The sequence below is a fragment of the Halomonas sp. A40-4 genome (genome assembly GCF_015767635.1).
In the GTDB taxonomy this organism is placed as follows: Bacteria; Pseudomonadota; Gammaproteobacteria; order Pseudomonadales; family Halomonadaceae; genus Vreelandella; species Vreelandella janggokensis.
Genome location: NZ_CP065230.1, coordinates 3,830,338 through 3,846,496 on the forward strand (window position 1 = coordinate 3,830,338; position 16,159 = coordinate 3,846,496).

Sequence of the window (16,159 nt, forward strand, 5' to 3'; positions counted from 1 at the left end):
CACTAGAGTCCTTCCAGCAGTCGCAGAATCATCTGCGGCTGCTGGTTGGCCTGGGCCAAAATAGCGATGCCTACCTGCTGAAGGATCTGAGCGCGCACCAGATTTGAAACTTCCTTGGCGTAATCAGCATCCTGAATGCGCGACCGGGCGGCGGACGTGTTGATAATATTGGTATTAAGCCCGTCGATCACGCTTTCAAAGCGATTCTGCACGGCCCCCATATAGCTGCGCTGACGGTCTACGCGCTTGATAGCGTCATCCAGGGTCGCTAGCGGCTCTTCGGTGGCACTACCGTCATCAAGAATACTAAAGCCTTCCAGGCCCAGGGCCTGCAACCCCATCCCTTCAAAACGTACTGCGATGCTACTGCCATCGTTAGCACCCACCTGGATGTTTAACGACTTTGGCTCGTCAATCAGCCCTATGCCGTTGAAATTACTCTGCCCGGCAATGCGATCAATCTCTTCTAAACGCTGATCGATTTCGTCTTGGATAGAAACCAGGTCGTCGGAAGAGTTGGTGCCGTTCGCTGCTTGCACGCTCAGCTCACGGATGCGTTGCAGGTTGTCGTTAACCTGATTTAGCGAGCCTTCCGCTGTCTGCACCATTGATATGCCATCGTTGGTGTTGCGAATCGCCTGGGTCATGCCCTTGATTTGTGCTGTCATGCGGTTGGCAATCGCCTGGCCAGCAGGATCATCCTTGGCACTATTGATGCGCAGGCCGGACGAAAGCCGCTGCATGGCGGTTTGCATCGACTGCTGGCTACTCCGCAGGTGCTGAAGAGTAAGCAAGGAACTGATATTGGTTTTGAGGCTTACCACCGATTTCTCCCAAGCGGCACAGCGCTTAAAGGAAACAGCCAGGAATATTACTTATCGGCCGTTTAGTACCCGGCGTTAGCCCCAAGGAAGGATTTATTTGCGCTCCACTGCCGACAGCAACTCATCAACGGGGACCCGCACATAATCGTGCTCAAGATAGCCCTCATCCACCAGCTCGCCATCCCAGGCAACAATGTCCAGATCCATGGTCCTCGGCCCCGACTTGATCGGGCCACGAACCCGGCCGAGGCGATCTTCCACACCTTTCAGGTAGGCACGAAAGTCACTCATCGATAAGCGCGTGCGCACCAGTAAGGCCGCGTTGAGAAAGTTGGGCTGCTGCTGGTAGCCGACCGGCGTGGTAACGATTTCACGGGAGCGGCCGACCATTTCACACTCTTGGCAAAGGATATCCAGTGCCTCGGCCGCGTGCCGCTCGGGCTCTATATTGGAGCCCAGCGAAATGACGCATTCGTGAAGCGAGGTATCGGGTTGGGCATATAAACGTGATTGAGACATGTTATCCATCCTTGAGCGAAGCGCCGATAAAACCCAAGCCTAACGTTCTGCACCGTTTGTGCAAGTACTGTACAATTTATTGACAAACGCTGCCCTCACGCAGACAGTCATGTCATCCTACACCGATCAAGCACCCTATCACGACGAGGATTGTTCAATGAGTACACCGGCCGCATTGGTTACCGGCGGGGCAACGCGCCTGGGACGTCATTTTGCCGAATCACTGGCTGACGCGGGCTATGACATCGCGCTGCACGTAAACCGCTCCCGCGATGAGGCAGAGGAAGTCGCCGAAGGCATCCGCGCAAAAGGTCGGGATTGCGAGCTATTCAGCTGCGATTTCTTGCACGACGATGTGGGCCGACTGATCGAGCAGGTAACACAGCGATTCCCAAAGCTGAGCGTCCTGCTCAACAGCGCATCCGCCTACACGCCCGCGCCCCTTGCCGAGACCGACCTTGAGATGCTGGAAACCCAGTTCCGGGTGAATCTGTTTACCCCACTATTGTTAACCCGGCACTTTGCAAGCGCTGTCGACACGGGCCAGGTGATCAATATCATCGACAACAAGGTGGCCTACCACCAGTACCCCTACGCCGCCTATTTGCTGTCCAAAAAGAGTCTGGCGGAGATGACACGCATGGCGGCGCTGGAGTTTGCCCCCCGCATCCGGGTGAACGGCATCGCGCCGGGCGTCGTGCTACCCGCCTCCCAGCGTACCAGCGACTACATCGACTGGCGCATCGACGGGATCCCCGTCAAGCAACAAGGCGAACCCGACCATCTCGTGCAGGCGTTGCATTACCTGCTCAACAACGACTTTGTCGCCGGGCAGATTCTATTTGTCGACGGCGGCGAATCCATCAATGTGGAAGGGCGTCACTCGGAAAACTATCCGGGGTAACCCGCAAAGCAAAGGGGCTGCCCGATGGCAGCCCCTTTGCGTATTACGATGCGGCGTTTAGCGCCCGTCAGGCGTATCAACGTCGTCGTGGTCGGGCTTGATGTGATCCGAGTCCGACGCTTGCTGCACATCCTGATGAGAGGCCGGTTGTTGTTCTCCAGCGTCCTGACGGGGAGCCTGCTTGCCGTCTGTTTCCTCGGCGGTGGAGTCGATAACCCGGACGTTCGCGGGCGGTGCGCTACCGTCCTTGTTTTCGCCGAAGTACAGCGTGGTATGCGGGAAGGGTATTTCGATACCGGCTTCATCAAAGCGCAGCTTGACGAAACGGTTATACGCACGCCCAACCGCCCACTGGTCGCCCGGCGTGGTCTTGATCACCACACGGATATTGACCGAGCTATCCGCCAGCGCGATGACCCCGGCAACGGTCATGTCTTCGAGCAGCTTGTGGCCATGCTCTTCGCTGGCCTTGAGGTCCTCGAACGCGACTTTTAGTTGCTCGATCGCATCGTCAATACTTTCGCGATAGGCAATGCCGTACTCGCCGACGTGGTTACCGAACTCGCGCATGTAGTTGGAGACCGTATCGACGCTGGAGAACGGCACGATATGGAAGGTGCCGCTAAGATCACGGATACCCACCGAGCGGATACTGAGTTTTTCCGCCGTGCCGGTAATGCCGCCAACGGTGACCACATCGCCGGTATTCATGGCGTTTTCCACTTGGATGAAGACGCCGGTGATGACATCCTGAACCAGTTTTTGCGCACCGAAACCAATTGCCAGGCCAAGCACACCGGCACCCGCAATCAGCGGGCCGATATTGATGCCGATCTCCGACAGCACGATCATGCCGGTGATGGTCACCATGGCAATGGCCAGTGCGTTGCGGAACAGGCTGAGCAGCGTTTTTGCCCGTGCGGTGGGCTCGCCTACTCCGGTATCCGGATTGAGCTTGTGTTCGATCAGACTGGCAAGCCCCAGCCACGCGCCGATCGCAACGATAAGTATAATGGCCACGCTGATTAACTTGCTAACCAGGCCAGCTCCGGCTTCAGAGGCATACCAGGCGGCCAGATCGAACGCGCCCCAGGCATCCAGCACCACCATGATGACCGTTACCACAATCACCGTGCGCAGAATACGCAGCGCATTGGGCACGTAGCGATTAAGACGCTTTTCCAACAGCGGCAGCTTGCGGCGCATGTCAGGCGAGAGCTGAATGCGGCGGCCAATGGTTTGCGTCAGGAACGACGACACCAAGAGGCCCGCGACGACCGCTGCCAGCGTTTTCAGTGTCGCAAACAGCACAAACGGCAAGGCATCGCCTGGACGAACCAGCGTCAGCACCAACACCATCAGGAAGTAGAGCAGCGCGAACAGGTGCCAAGTGCGGGCGAACAGCTGAAGAGACACACGGCTGGCGGCTAGTGTCGAGCGTGCACCGACGGTATTCAGGTTGTCGCGCAGGCGCACGCGGTTTTTCAGCACCACCGCCACGGCATAAATGAACGCCAGCAGCATGATCAAGGTACCGACCGCCTGACCAATGGCTGCCGACACATAGAAATTGACCAGCGGGACCACGACCATCAGGCCGTATCCCACCATGCCAATCAGGCGGGCTAACCAACGGTTCCAGTAGGAGGCTTCCTGCGCTGAAATCGGCAACAGTCGCAACCCTTCGTAGCGCGAGGAAAACAGCATCCGCACCGCGGCTTTCAAGAGCTCAATGATTAAAAAGGCGTTGAGAAACAGGGATGCCCGAGTGGAGAGGTCGCCAACTTCACCGACCGCAAAGGTGGCAACAAGATTACCGCCGACATAGGCAAGCGCCACCAGCAGCACATCAATCACGGCGGCAATCGCCACGCAAACAATCAAACGCAGGACGGGCGTCAGCCCGGCGCCCTGCTGGGACCAGCCACTGATTTTAGTGAACAACGGCTTCGCCACGCGTCGAAACACCATAAACATGGCGAAGGTGGCGGCAATCACGATACCAAGATTGATCGCCGCGGACATGAATACCGCCATGTCGAAGACGCTCTCGCCACCACCGACAAAGAGGCCACGCACCAGCAGCACTAGTTGTTCGAACTGGCCGCCGACTTCGCCGACAACATTGCTGGTCAGTTGAGCCAGTTGGCGCGGCAGCGACACATCCTCGGGGGCGATATCACTGCCCTGGGCAGCGCCCCCGGGTAGCTCCGATGACTCGGCCACCTCGGACGCCTGGCTGCGTAGCAAGTCGATGAGTTCCTGGCGAGCCTGCTCGTCTTCGAGTAAGTTCGCCAGGGATTCATAGGACTGTGGTTCAGTGGTCTCTGCCCCGTCGCTGCCACCTTCACTTGGTGTACTGCTTTGCGCAAACACGGGCGCAGCAAACAGCGTCATCAGCGCTAGCAGCCAGACGCTGAGACAGGGTAATAAACGTAGTGGCGTCACACCGTAACCTCCCTTTGATGGTGAGTCGTTGCATCAACCTGACGGCTGAGCTAATTGTTTCGACTAATCATACATGCCAAGGAACATATAAGCATTGTATAGGATATTGAGCTTAACATGATTACCTGCACAAAGGCTCGAGCCAGGACGCTGCCAAACCGAGTATCAGTGCATAGCGGGCACCTTTTGCGACCAGTATCCATGCCAGCGCGCGCCACCAGGGCAAGCGTAATATGCCGGCCACGACGGTCAACGGATCACCAATGATCGGCAGCCAAGACAACAGCAGGCTCGCTTCACCAACACGCTGGTACCAACGTTCGGCACGGGCCAGCTGCGCGGGGGAAGCCGGAAACCAACGACGGTCCTGAAAGCGCCGTGCGTAACGGCCCAAGGCTACATTGACCAGGCTGCCCAGCGTATTGCCAGCGGTGGCGACGCACCATAATGCCAGGACCGGCTGGCCCTGACACCATTGTCGCGCGAGCCAGACTTCCGACCCGCCAGGCAATAACGTAGCGCTGAGCAGCGCTATCCAAAAAAGGCTCAGCATCAGGACGCGGGAAGTTGACCACCCAACTGCAGCGTAATCTCATCCGCCACGCGGCGCACCAGCGCGCCCAGCTCCAGTAGCCGAGCCTCAGGGATACGCGCCACGGGGCCTGACACCGAAATGGCCGCCAACGGCATGCCGTGCTCGTCATTGACGCATGCTGCTACACAGTGCAAGCCAATCGCATGCTCTTCACGGTCACAGGCAAAACCCTGGTCACGAATGCAATGCATCTCGTCGAGCAGGGTGTCGGGCTGGTAAAGGGTGTTTTCGGTCACCCGGGGCAGTTCACCTTTAGCGAGCAGTTGGGCGCGTTCGTCGTCGGGCATCCAGGCAAGCAGGGCCTTGCCGACACCGGAGGCGTGCAAGGGCGCCCGCGAGCCTAGCCGGGTAATCATGCGCATCATCTGCGGCGACTCGTGCTGGGCAAGAAACACCGCCGTATCAGCATCGCGGATGCCCAGGTTGGCGGTTTCGCCGGTCTCGGCTGTCAGGCGACGTAAAAACGGACGACTGGTGGCGACCACGTCCCGCGCTTCGAGAAAGCTGTTGCCGATGCGGAACGTCTTGACATCAATACGCCACAGGCCCTGTTCATTCTCCTGAGTGACGAAGCCCTGACTCTGCAGCGCCTGAAGCAATCGGTGGGTTGTCGAAGGCGCGAGATCGGCCATTTCCGCCAGGGCGGAAAGCGCCAAACCCTCGGGACTGCTGGCCAGGTACTCCAACAGATTTAACCCACGCACCAACGACTGGCTGTGCCCACCGCCTGCTTTGGCCGAATTGGCCGGGCGGCCAACGGTCCTGCGCTTTACGTCACTCACCTGGCTCTCTCCTGAAAAGCTCTCCTGAAGGCACCTCTACTTATAGGTAGGCGCAAAGAGCGTAAGGATAACGTGCCTGTGCGGCCGCTGTCGCGCTTACGGAAACGAATTCCACCACCACCTGACTGCCGGTAAGCAACTAAATAGACGACGCTTTACGCATATCACGGCCCAATGGATGCGGCTCACCACGGGCTTTGGCGAGGTCAATCTGGCGCTGACGCTCGCGCGCCGCCGCACGGGTCTTCTCGGGTAGCGAGTCGATGCAGTGGGGGCAGCTGATACCAGGCTCATAAGCGGACGACTGCATATCTTCTGCGGAGATCGGCCGACGACAGGCATGGCACTGTTCAAACTCGCCTTCGCTCAAGTCATGGCGAACGGTCACCCGGTTATCAAAAACGAAGCACTCACCGCGCCACAGAGACTGCTCTTCGGGGACTTTTTCCAGGTAATTCAGCACGCCACCCTTGAGGTGATAGACCTCGTCAAAACCTTCCTTGAGCATGAAGCTGGAAGCTTTTTCGCAGCGGATACCGCCGGTACAGAACATGGCGACTTTTTTATGCTTCTCGGGGTCATAGTGTTCGCGCACGTATTCAGGGAATTCACGGAAGGTCGTGGTCTTTGGATCGACGGCGCCTTCAAAGCTGCCGATCTCCACTTCATAGTCGTTGCGGGTATCGATAACCAGCACTTCCGGATCGGCAATAATGTCGTTCCATTGCTCCGGCTCGACGTAAGTGCCTACGGTGTCGTTAGGGTCGACGTCCGGAACACCCAGGGTGACGATCTCTTTTTTCAGTTTCACCTTGGTACGATAGAACGGCGGCTCGTCACAAAACGATTCTTTATGGTCGATATCACTTAGCCGTGGGTCGGCGGTCAACCAGGCGAGCAGCGCATCGATGCCCTCGCGGGTACCGGCAACCGTGCCGTTGATGCCCTCTTTGGCAAGCAGCAGCGTGCCCTTCACGCCGTTATCCAGCATGGTCTGGCGCAGCGGTTCACGCAGCGCTTCAAAGTCGTTCAGGGTGACAAACTTATATAACGCCGCGACCACAATACGCGGTGATGACGTAGTTGATGACATAGGTACTGACATGACGAACTCCAGGTAGTCGCCCCCGTAAAAGGCGGACCAGGTGAATTAACGAGCGCATTTTAGCAAAAAGTCTGACGTAAAGCGCCCAACCCGATACGTCGATTTATTCGATCTGATCATTGAGAAACCTTCACCCCACGCCCTCAGTCAGCAGGCGTATATTAATTGTCATTCTCCCAACACTCTGGAGTTGATGATGAAGATCCGCCGTTCAAACGAGCGAGGCTACGCCGACCACGGCTGGCTGCGTTCCTACCATACGTTCTCGTTTGCCAATTACATGGATTCTGACCACATGGGCTTCCGTGCGCTGCGGGTGATCAATGAAGATCGCGTGTCCCCTGGACACGGCTTCGGCGCTCACCCCCATCGGGATATGGAGATCATCTCCTATGTGCTCGATGGCGAAATGGCCCATCAGGACAACATGGGCAATGGTGAAGTGATGCGCCCGGGGGACGTGCAGCGTATGTCAGCAGGCACCGGCGTGCTGCACAGCGAGTTCAACCATTCCAAGGAAAACGGCCTGCACTTCCTGCAAATCTGGATCGAGACCGCCAAACGCGGCATTGCGCCCAGCTACGAACAGAAAGCCTTTCCGCACGCTGAGCGGCAGGGCCAGTGGCGGCTGGTGGTATCACCTGACGGCCAGGATGGCTCGGTGAGCGTTAATCAGGACGTTAATCTGTATAGCGCCTTGTTTAATGAAGGCGAACAGGCAGATACACCGAGTACCCGTTATGCGTGGCTGCACGTGGTGAACGGCGAAATGGAGGTCAACGGCGAAACGCTAAGCGCGGGCGACGCCGCGTCGTTTCAACCGGACGAAACATTTACGCTGACCGGCAAGAAGGCGGGGGAAGTGTTGCTGTTTGATTTGGCTTGAGCCAGAGGTTTGAACTCAAAACGGCCCCGATCGGGGCCGTTTTGGCGTTAGTGCAACCGTTTAGTACAACGGTAAGGTTGCTTAACTATTCTGCGCCGAGTAGAGCACGCGAATCTTCAGCGTATGGTCGACCTGCTTCAACGCTTCCAGCGCCTGGGGGCCGTAGGCTTTGTCCACATCGATGACCACGTAGCCAACCTTGTCGTTGGTTTGCAGGTACTGGCCCGAGATATTGATGCCGTTCTCAGATAGCACACGGTTGATCTGCGACAGCACACCGGGCACGTTGTCGTGAATATGTAGCAAGCGATGCTTGTCCGGGTGCGCGGGCAGCGCCACTTCGGGGAAGTTGACCGAGGTCACCGTGGTGCCGTTATCGGAATAGGTGATCAGTTTTTCCGACACCTCGATGCCGATATTTTCCTGGGCTTCCAGGGTCGAGCCGCCGATATGCGGCGTGAGGATAACGTTTTCCAGGCCGCGTAGCGGGCTTTCAAACTCCTCGGCATTGCCCTTCGGCTCGACGGGGAAGACATCAATCGCCGCCCCGTTCAGCCTGCCCGCCTTGATCGCCTGAGCCAGCGGTTCAATTTCCACCACGCTGCCCCGCGAGGCGTTGATCAAGATGGCACCGGGCTTCATGGCAGCAATTTCTTTTTCGCCTACCATCCAGCGGGTGGACGCCAGGTCAGGCACGTGCAGGCTGACCACATCGGCGCGCCCCAACAACTCTTCAAGGCTCGCCACCTGGTTGGCGTTACCCATGCCCAGCTTGGTGATCACATCGTAATAAATGACGTTAAAGCCCAGCGACTCGGCGAGCACGGAAAGCTGCGCGCCAATGCTGCCATAACCTACGATACCCAGCGTTTTTCCGCGGGCTTCGTGGGAGTTTTTCGCCGATTTCAGCCAGCCGCCCTGATGAGCCCGGGCATTTTTCTCCGGAATACCGCGCAGCAGCATGATGGCTTCGGCGAGTACCAACTCAGCGACTGAGCGGGTGTTGGAATACGGTGCGTTGAATACCGCAATCCCGCGCTTGAGCGCTGCGTCAAGGTCGACCTGATTGGTGCCGATGCAGAAACAGCCAACGCCCACCAGCTTTTCCGCCGCCGCGAACACGCGCTCATTCAGTTGAGTACGGGAACGAATACCGATGAAGTGAACGTCACGAATCTTCTCGATCAGCGCCTCTTCATCCAGCGATGTAGGCAGATGCTCGATATTTTCGTAACCTGCGTTTTGAAAATTGTCCACCGCGCTTTGGTGGACGCCCTCGAGCAGCAGGATCTTGATCTTGCTCTTGTCCAGGGACGTTTTGGCCATGGCTGAATCAACCTCTATGATCGGCGGCATGCGCCGCTTAACGGTTCGCGGAAGGCCCGTATGGTAGCACATTCGCCCACGCTCTCGCTGGGCTCGCGTGATGAAAAGTGTGCGTTGTCAAGATGAACGCGACACAAGTCGCACCTTCGGCAGGGCCTTGAGGGCAGACGCCACCCCCCGCCCTCGGTGTATACTGTTGGCCTTGTTCTCTGCAGACACACGCGCCGCCCACGTCAGGGCGTCAGGAAAACGGTAGGCATGGCCCAATGAGTGACACCACACCCCCACAAGATTTTGCCGCCACGGTTGAGCAACTAGAGACGCTCGTGGAACGCCTGGAGTCTGGCGAACTCTCATTGGAGGATGCGCTGACCGCCTTTGAGCAAGGCGTTCGCCTCACCCGTGACGCACAGCAACGCCTGGATAGCGCGGAATTAAAGGTGCGCGCGCTCAGTGAAGACAGTGAAGGCCGCTTGAACGTTACACCCTTTGATGGCCCCGACGCGCCCACGGAAGATTCTGATGGCACGGATGACAGCAACAAGGAGACGCCACCATGGTAGCGCCCGCCGCCGCTGGGCTGACTATGTTGCGTGACACAAGCAATAATCGCGTTGACGCCACCCTGGCCGCGCTATTTGATACGCAACGGGCCACCGAGCCGCGCCTGGAAGCCGCCATGCGCCATGGCTTGCTGGTGGGTGGCAAGCGGCTACGCCCGTTACTGGTGTATCTGGCCGGCCGGGCGCTGGGGGCCCGCGACGACGAGCTTGACGCAGCTGCCGCCGCCATCGAACTGATCCATGCTTATTCGCTGATCCACGACGACCTGCCCGCCATGGACGACGACGACCTGCGCCGCGGACAGCCAACGGTCCACAAGGCCTTTGATGAAGCCACCGCTATCCTGGCAGGCGATGCCCTTCAGGCACTGGCTTTTGAAGTGCTGGCCCGCACAGGGCACCCACGGCTTGGCAGCCTGGTGACCACCCTTGCCAGCGCCGCTGGCCGTGATGGTATGGTCGCTGGCCAGGCACTGGACCTCGCTGCCGTTGGTGGCCACCCCAATGTCGAGGCTTTGGAGCATATGCACGCCCACAAGACCGGCGCACTGATCGTCGCCGCGGTTCGTCTGGGCGGGCTGATCGCCGTTGACGAACACGACTCCCGTCTACAGGCGCTGATTCGCTACGCGCGTGCCATTGGACTAGCCTTCCAGATTCACGACGATGTGCTGGACGTGACGGGTGACACCGCCACACTGGGTAAAACATCCGGCGCCGATGCTGCCCGCGCCAAGCCGACGTACCCCGGTTTACTGGGGCTTGAAGGCGCACAGCACAAAGCCCAGACACTCATTGACGAGGCCATTGCCGCGCTTGCCCCACTGGGCAAGAACGCACAGCCATTGGCCGACCTTGCCCACTACATGATCGAGCGCGACCACTAGACAATGCCCATGAAGCTGTTCGACGAAATACCCCGCGAGCGCCCGGCAACGCCGTTGCTCGACTCCTTTGACCACCCCGCCGCCCTGCGGGCCATGAACGCCAGGCAGCTTGCCCAGTTGGCAGACGAACTGCGTGCCTATCTGCTTTACAGCGTTGGCGTGTCCGGCGGCCACTTTGGCGCGGGTCTCGGGGTGGTGGAGCTGAGCGTGGCGCTACACCACGCGTTCAACACACCCGACGACCGACTGGTATGGGACGTGGGTCATCAGGCCTACCCGCACAAGATACTCACAGGGCGGCGTGACGCCATGCTCAGCATTCGCCAGCACGGTGGCCTCGCGGCGTTTCCGCGCCGCGCCGAGTCCGGCTACGATACCTTTGGCGTCGGCCACTCCAGCACCTCAATTTCTGCCGCGCTTGGCATGGCATTGGCCACCCAGGCCCAGAACAAGCCACGCCGCGTCTGCGCGATTATCGGCGACGGCGCGCTGAGTGCCGGCATGGCGTTTGAAGCCCTCACCCATGCGGGGCACGTGGATGCCAACATGTTGGTTATTCTCAATGATAATGAGATGTCGATCTCCGAAAACGTCGGCGGCATGGCGACTTACCTGGCCCGCGTGCTTTCCAGCAAGCCGTATCTTAAGATGCGTGAAGAAGGTAAAAAGGTGCTTTCCCACCTTCCCGGCGCGTTGGAGCTTGCCCGCCGCACCGAAGAGCACATGAAAGGCATGGTCAGCCCCGCCACGCTGTTTGAAGAAATGGGCTTCAACTATGTCGGCCCCATCGATGGTCATGACCTCGAAACACTCACCGAGACGCTGGACACTTTGCGCGACCTGGACGGCCCGCAGTTTTTGCATATCAAGACCGTCAAGGGTAAAGGCTTCTTACCCGCCGAAGCCGACCAGATTGGCTACCATGCGATTACCAAACTGGAAAAGCCCAGCGAGCCCGCTCATCAAACGCCAACCGCCGCGCCTGTGGCGCCCAAAAAACCTGCCAAGAAAAAATACTGCAACGTATTCGGCGACTGGCTGTGCGACATGGCCGCCGCGGATGATCGCCTGATGGGGATTACCCCGGCAATGCGCGAAGGCTCGGACCTGATTCGTTTCTCCAAGGAATACCCCGAGCGCTACTTTGATGTGGCGATTGCTGAACAACACGCCGTCACGCTCGCGGCGGGCATGGCCTGCGAAGGCATGAAACCGGTGGTGGCCATTTACTCTACGTTTCTGCAGCGCGGCTACGACCAACTGATTCATGACGTGGCAGTGCAATCCCTCGACGTCACCTTTGCCATTGATCGCGCGGGTCTGGTCGGCGAAGACGGGCCCACCCACCATGGCAGCATGGACTTGTCCTTTCTGCGCTGTGTGCCCGGCATGGTGATTCTGGCGCCCGCGGATGAAGCCGAGTGTCGCGCCATGCTTAGTGCGGCCTACCATCATCCGGGCCCTGCCGCCGTGCGCTATCCGCGCGGCACCGGCCCGGGCGTAGCGATTCCCGAGCACCTGGAAGCGCTACCCATTGGCCGCGCCGAGGTGCGCCGCAAGTCTTCAGGCAGTGGCGCCAGCATTGCGTTACTCGCCTTTGGCAGCGTTAACACTGCCGCCGCCGAGGTGGCTGAAAGCCTCGATGCCACGCTCATCAATATGCGCTCTATCAAACCGTTGGACCGCGAAGCCGTGCTCCACGCGGCCGACGAACATGAATTGCTGGTCACGCTGGAAGAAAACGTCATCGCTGGTGGTGCCGGAAGCGCCGTCAATGAGCTCCTGCATGCCGAAGGCGTTCAAGTAGAAGTGCTCAACCTCGGCTTGCCGGACGCCTTTGTGGAACACGGCACGCCTGCCGAGCTGCTGCATGACTGCGGCCTGGATGCCGACGGCATCGAACGCGCGATTCGTGCCCGACTGCCGTAATCTTTTTATTTATCAACGTTAGAGACTGCCATGTTATTTCTGATTGTTATTTTTGCGCTTATCGGCCTCGCTTTCGGCGGCCCCGTTGGTCTGCTGGTGGGTGGCGGCCTGGGCTGGTGGCTGGGGCGACGTATCAAGCGGCGTCTGAATGAGGCGCGGATGCGCATCCAGGAAGGCTTTCTGGACTCGATCTTTTCGGTCATGGGTTGCCTGTGCCAAGCCGACGGTAAGGTCACCGACGGCGAACTGGACGTCGCCGAGAAACTCTTCGACCAGATGCGCCTGCAGGGTGAACAACGCACCCGGGCACGCGCCGCCTTTGAGCGCGGCCGCAGCGACGACTTCGATCTGGACGCCGAGCTTGCCAGCGTCAACCGTCTCACCCGTCATCAGCCCGTCATGCGTCAGGTGTTTCTCCAGGTTCAGCTGTCGGCCATCGCTGCCGACGGCGTTCTGCATGACGCCGAACACGAGATGATTCTGCGCGTCGCCCGCGGCGTGGGCTGCAGCGAGACCGAAGTCCAGCAGATCGAAGCCATGTTGCACGGCGCCGCTGCCAATTCTCAGGGCGCCAGCGAAGAAGCCCTCAAAGACGCTTACCGGGTGCTGGGCGTGTCAGAGGATGCCAGCGACGCCGAGGTCAAGAAGGCCTACCGCCGCCTGATGAGCCAGAACCACCCGGACAAACTGGCCGGTAAAGGGCTGCCCGAAAGCATGCGCGACGTCGCCCAGGCGCGCACCAGCGAGATCAGCAACGCCTATGAACGTATCCGCGAGGCAAGGGACCAGTAGCGTTGCCTATTCGCAATTGCCGCTTATCTCGGCTAATCTTGTACACACTATTCTAGAATAAAGGCCCTATATCATGCATGTACAAGTCTCTAGCATTACCGGGATCTGCCTGGCAGCAGCACTCAGCACACTATCGGTAAGCGCTTTCGCAGAGGCCGATACCAATGGCGAACGACTTTCCGGCCAAGAAATTCGTGAGCTGGTATGGGGAAATCAGGTACAAGGCGAGATGGCTGGTGGTGAAGCCTACAGCGAAGTCTACCTTCCCGATGGCGAAATTGTGGGCGACGGCTATTCTGGAGAGGCTACCATTGTTGATGACACCATGTGTTTCGATTACGGCGGTGATGAAATTGACTGCTATGGTGTCCGCCGCAACAGTGAAGGCAATATTGAGTGGATCAAAAACGATGAAGTGGCCGGTTACGGCACGATCAGCGATGCCCCATGATTACCCTCTACAGCTTTCCTAATTCTCGCTCGCTGAGAGCCACCTGGACGCTCGAGGAGCTGGGCCTCGAGTACCGTTGCCAGCATGTCGCGCTGGATAAAGGCGAGGGCCAGACGCCAGAGCATCTGGCGCGTCACCCCGATGGTAAAGTACCGGTGCTCGACAACGGCGAGGTCATTCTGTTTGAGTCGCTGCCGATTTGCCGTTATTTATCCGAACAGCATGGCAATGGACATTTGATCCCCGATAGCGCCATACAACGGGCGCAGGTCGATCAATGGCTGAGCTTTATCGTCACCGAACTGGAACAGCCCCTGTGGAATCAGGCCAAGCATCAGTTTGCCTTGCCCGCGGATAAACGTATCCCCGCCATATTACCCACCTGTGCCTGGGAGTTTCAGCGCGCCTTGAAAGCGCTGGAACGGCGTTATCAGGGCCAGGAAACATTGGTGGGGGACACCTTTACACTGGCAGACCTGTTTCTCACCCACACGCTAAGCTGGGCCGCCAGTATGAAGCATCGCCTGCCTGATCCGTTGATTGCCTACCACGGACGCCATGCCAAGCGCCCGCAAATGGCACGTGCCATTGCCCGTGAAAAGGCGGCGGCTGAAAGTTAAGCGTTGGTAGCGTGAGGCAGAACGGTGCTGAAGATAGCCGCGTAGTGGCAGGCACTGCCCGCGATGACAAACAGATGCCAAATGGCATGGTTGAAGGGGATGGTGTTCACGGCGTAGAAGATAACGCCCAGGGTGTAAACGACGCCTCCACTGGCCAGCAGCACAATGCCAGTCGACGACAGGTTCGCCGCCATTTCCTCTGAAGCCAGTACGATCATCCACCCCATGAGCAGGTAAATCACCACGCGAAGCACCGCCAGGCGATTGGGCCAAAGAAGTTTGCAGACAATTCCCACCAGTGCCAGCGACCATACGGCGGTAAACAGTCCCCAGCCCGTAGGGCCGCGCATGTTAACCAGCAGAAAGGGCGTATACGTACCGGCAATCAGCAGGTAAATCGCACAGTGATCAAGCAGCTGAAAGCGCTGCTTCCACCGCCGATGGGGGATGCCGTGGTAAAGGGTAGAGGCGGTATACAGCAGAATCAGCGTCGTACCATATAGACTCAGGCTGACGATCTTCCAAGGGTCAACATGGGCCGCCAAGCTCGCCAACACCAACAACACGACCATACCGACCAGACTGAGTACCGCTCCCAGCCCGTGGGAGATGCTATTCAGGCGCTCTTCGATAACGCTGAATTTATCCTGACCAGCCAACGGTTTTTCATGCTGTTCGTTACCAAAGGTTGCCATTCTGGATGCTCCTGAGCGACCCATCACCCCTTGCGCTCAATATCCACGTCGCTTGCCTGGGTAAAATCATCCAGCGCCATCATGTGCCCCAGCTTGCCCGCCTTGGTAGTGAGGTACTGTTCGTTGTGCGGGTTCAATCCCGTGGTAATGGATAAGCGCTCGACCACATTAACACCATCACGGGTCAGGGCATCGACCTTACGCGGGTTGTTGGTCATTAACCGCAACGACGTAATATCCAGGTGGTCGAGCATCGGCACGCACAGGTCATAACGGCGCATATCGGCGCCAAAGCCCAATTGCTCGTTCGCCTCGACGGTATCGGCCCCCTGGTCTTGCAGGTGATAGGCACGAATTTTGTTCAAAAGGCCGATACCACGGCCTTCCTGACGCAAGTATAGCAGCACGCCACGGCCTTCCTCGGCAATCCGCTTGAGCGCTTCCTGTAGCTGATAGCCGCAGTCACAGCGCATCGAAAACAGGGCGTCACCGGTCAGGCACTCCGAGTGGACACGCCCCAACACCGGTTCATCGCCGGTCACATCACCCAGCGTCAAGGCGATATGATCCTTGCCTGTGGCTTCGTCTTCGAAACCATGCATGGTAAACGTGGCCCAGGGCGTGGGCAGGTGTGAAGCGGCGATGAAGCGAATGGTCACAGGTTACCTCGCTGATTAACCAAACCAGTTAACCACACCAGTGTTGGCAAAATGGTCGTGTAGTTTAGCAGGAAGCGGCGGTCGGCTCACGATTAGCGTGACGGAAAAACGTCGAGAAAAATCGGCGTGGTGCGACAATTTTTGCCATGGGTCGCGCCGCCTTGCGGTCTATCT

17 protein-coding genes are annotated in these 16,159 nt (G+C 58.5%); 8 read left to right on the top strand and 9 right to left on the bottom strand.

Going from position 1 to position 16,159, the window contains the following annotated elements; genetic code table 11:
• Nucleotides 1–2: 2 nt before the first annotated feature.
• Both IT895_RS17720 and folK read right to left on the bottom strand, forming a co-directional pair.
• On the bottom strand, nucleotides 3–824 hold the full coding sequence (locus IT895_RS17720; protein WP_085919430.1) for a flagellin N-terminal helical domain-containing protein: 822 nt from the start codon (nucleotides 822–824) through the stop codon (nucleotides 3–5).
• A 93-nt stretch (nucleotides 825–917) separates the two neighbouring features.
• A complete protein-coding gene (gene folK, locus IT895_RS17725) occupies nucleotides 918–1,343 on the bottom strand; it encodes a 2-amino-4-hydroxy-6-hydroxymethyldihydropteridine diphosphokinase (RefSeq protein WP_085919431.1) in 426 nt (141 codons plus the stop codon).
• Nucleotides 1,344–1,500: 157 nt separating this feature from the next.
• Between folK and IT895_RS17730 the strand changes: the two genes are divergently transcribed.
• Nucleotides 1,501–2,247: an SDR family oxidoreductase gene (locus tag IT895_RS17730; RefSeq protein WP_199284222.1), complete on the top strand. Its 747-nt coding sequence runs from the start codon at nucleotides 1,501–1,503 to the stop codon at nucleotides 2,245–2,247.
• A gap of 57 nt (nucleotides 2,248–2,304) precedes the next feature.
• On the opposite strand, the gene ybiO is transcribed toward IT895_RS17730, so the two are convergent.
• The 4 genes from ybiO to trhO all read right to left on the bottom strand — a co-directional run bounded on the left by ybiO (nucleotide 2,305) and on the right by trhO (nucleotide 7,165).
• Complete coding sequence (gene ybiO, locus IT895_RS17735; protein ID WP_085919433.1) at nucleotides 2,305–4,695, bottom strand: mechanosensitive channel protein; 2,391 nt, start codon at nucleotides 4,693–4,695, stop codon at nucleotides 2,305–2,307.
• Between the two features lie 121 nt (nucleotides 4,696–4,816).
• Nucleotides 4,817–5,248, bottom strand: a complete 432-nt coding sequence (locus IT895_RS17740) for a YqaA family protein (RefSeq protein WP_085919434.1) — start codon at nucleotides 5,246–5,248, stop codon at nucleotides 4,817–4,819.
• Complete coding sequence (locus IT895_RS17745) at nucleotides 5,248–6,072, bottom strand: IclR family transcriptional regulator domain-containing protein (protein ID WP_085919435.1); 825 nt, start codon at nucleotides 6,070–6,072, stop codon at nucleotides 5,248–5,250. The genes IT895_RS17740 and IT895_RS17745 overlap by 1 nt, the downstream gene beginning before the upstream one ends.
• A gap of 139 nt (nucleotides 6,073–6,211) precedes the next feature.
• Nucleotides 6,212–7,165 (bottom strand): oxygen-dependent tRNA uridine(34) hydroxylase TrhO, encoded by a 954-nt coding sequence (gene trhO, locus IT895_RS17750; protein ID WP_199285520.1) that lies wholly within the window; start codon nucleotides 7,163–7,165, stop codon nucleotides 6,212–6,214.
• 208 nt (nucleotides 7,166–7,373) lie between these two features.
• Between trhO and IT895_RS17755 the strand changes: the two genes are divergently transcribed.
• Nucleotides 7,374–8,063: a pirin family protein gene (locus tag IT895_RS17755; RefSeq protein ID WP_199284223.1), complete on the top strand. Its 690-nt coding sequence runs from the start codon at nucleotides 7,374–7,376 to the stop codon at nucleotides 8,061–8,063.
• A gap of 81 nt (nucleotides 8,064–8,144) precedes the next feature.
• Here IT895_RS17755 and serA read toward each other — a convergent pair whose 3' ends face one another.
• Nucleotides 8,145–9,389: a phosphoglycerate dehydrogenase gene (serA, locus tag IT895_RS17760; RefSeq protein ID WP_066320841.1), complete on the bottom strand. Its 1,245-nt coding sequence runs from the start codon at nucleotides 9,387–9,389 to the stop codon at nucleotides 8,145–8,147.
• A gap of 266 nt (nucleotides 9,390–9,655) precedes the next feature.
• On the opposite strand from serA, the gene IT895_RS17765 reads away from it, so the two are divergent.
• From IT895_RS17765 to IT895_RS17790, 6 genes are all read left to right on the top strand, one after another.
• Entirely contained in the window at nucleotides 9,656–9,952 is a 297-nt protein-coding gene (locus tag IT895_RS17765) for an exodeoxyribonuclease VII small subunit (protein ID WP_199284224.1), read from the top strand.
• Entirely contained in the window at nucleotides 9,946–10,839 is an 894-nt protein-coding gene (locus tag IT895_RS17770) for a farnesyl diphosphate synthase (protein ID WP_085919438.1), read from the top strand. Before IT895_RS17765 ends, IT895_RS17770 begins: the two co-directional genes overlap by 7 nt.
• Before the next feature lie 3 nt (nucleotides 10,840–10,842).
• Nucleotides 10,843–12,768: a 1-deoxy-D-xylulose-5-phosphate synthase gene (gene dxs, locus IT895_RS17775; RefSeq protein ID WP_085919439.1), complete on the top strand. Its 1,926-nt coding sequence runs from the start codon at nucleotides 10,843–10,845 to the stop codon at nucleotides 12,766–12,768.
• A 30-nt stretch (nucleotides 12,769–12,798) separates the two neighbouring features.
• Nucleotides 12,799–13,560 (top strand): co-chaperone DjlA, encoded by a 762-nt coding sequence (djlA, locus tag IT895_RS17780; protein ID WP_085919440.1) that lies wholly within the window; start codon nucleotides 12,799–12,801, stop codon nucleotides 13,558–13,560.
• 73 nt (nucleotides 13,561–13,633) lie between these two features.
• Nucleotides 13,634–14,011, top strand: coding sequence for a hypothetical protein (locus IT895_RS17785; RefSeq protein WP_199284225.1), 378 nt, complete (start codon nucleotides 13,634–13,636; stop codon nucleotides 14,009–14,011).
• Entirely contained in the window at nucleotides 14,008–14,631 is a 624-nt protein-coding gene (locus tag IT895_RS17790) for a glutathione S-transferase family protein (protein WP_199284226.1), read from the top strand. Before IT895_RS17785 ends, IT895_RS17790 begins: the two co-directional genes overlap by 4 nt.
• Here IT895_RS17790 and trhA read toward each other — a convergent pair.
• Both trhA and ribA read right to left on the bottom strand, forming a co-directional pair.
• Entirely contained in the window at nucleotides 14,628–15,326 is a 699-nt protein-coding gene (gene trhA, locus IT895_RS17795) for a PAQR family membrane homeostasis protein TrhA (RefSeq protein ID WP_085919443.1), read from the bottom strand. The two genes, IT895_RS17790 and trhA, sit on opposite strands and share 4 nt — an antisense overlap.
• A 23-nt stretch (nucleotides 15,327–15,349) precedes the next feature.
• Nucleotides 15,350–15,985: a GTP cyclohydrolase II gene (gene ribA / locus IT895_RS17800; protein WP_085919444.1), complete on the bottom strand. Its 636-nt coding sequence runs from the start codon at nucleotides 15,983–15,985 to the stop codon at nucleotides 15,350–15,352.
• Between the last annotated feature and the right edge of the window lie 174 nt (nucleotides 15,986–16,159).

What these genes read in the sequence shown, in the direction of transcription:
- IT895_RS17740 (WP_085919434.1), bottom strand. Translation starts at nt 5,248, where the DNA reads ATGCTGAGCCTTTTTTGGATAGCGCTGCTCAGCGCTACGTTATTGCCT.
- IT895_RS17755 (WP_199284223.1), top strand. Translation starts at nt 7,374, where the DNA reads ATGAAGATCCGCCGTTCAAACGAGCGAGGCTACGCCGACCACGGCTGG.
- IT895_RS17785 (WP_199284225.1), top strand. Translation starts at nt 13,634, where the DNA reads ATGCATGTACAAGTCTCTAGCATTACCGGGATCTGCCTGGCAGCAGCA.
- djlA (WP_085919440.1), top strand. Translation starts at nt 12,799, where the DNA reads ATGTTATTTCTGATTGTTATTTTTGCGCTTATCGGCCTCGCTTTCGGC.
- trhA (WP_085919443.1), bottom strand. Translation starts at nt 15,326, where the DNA reads ATGGCAACCTTTGGTAACGAACAGCATGAAAAACCGTTGGCTGGTCAG.
- IT895_RS17790 (WP_199284226.1), top strand. Translation starts at nt 14,008, where the DNA reads ATGATTACCCTCTACAGCTTTCCTAATTCTCGCTCGCTGAGAGCCACC.
- serA (WP_066320841.1), bottom strand. Translation starts at nt 9,389, where the DNA reads ATGGCCAAAACGTCCCTGGACAAGAGCAAGATCAAGATCCTGCTGCTC.
- trhO (WP_199285520.1), bottom strand. Translation starts at nt 7,165, where the DNA reads ATGTCATCAACTACGTCATCACCGCGTATTGTGGTCGCGGCGTTATAT.
- IT895_RS17765 (WP_199284224.1), top strand. Translation starts at nt 9,656, where the DNA reads ATGAGTGACACCACACCCCCACAAGATTTTGCCGCCACGGTTGAGCAA.
- dxs (WP_085919439.1), top strand. Translation starts at nt 10,843, where the DNA reads ATGCCCATGAAGCTGTTCGACGAAATACCCCGCGAGCGCCCGGCAACG.
- IT895_RS17770 (WP_085919438.1), top strand. Translation starts at nt 9,946, where the DNA reads ATGGTAGCGCCCGCCGCCGCTGGGCTGACTATGTTGCGTGACACAAGC.
- IT895_RS17730 (WP_199284222.1), top strand. Translation starts at nt 1,501, where the DNA reads ATGAGTACACCGGCCGCATTGGTTACCGGCGGGGCAACGCGCCTGGGA.
- folK (WP_085919431.1), bottom strand. Translation starts at nt 1,343, where the DNA reads ATGTCTCAATCACGTTTATATGCCCAACCCGATACCTCGCTTCACGAA.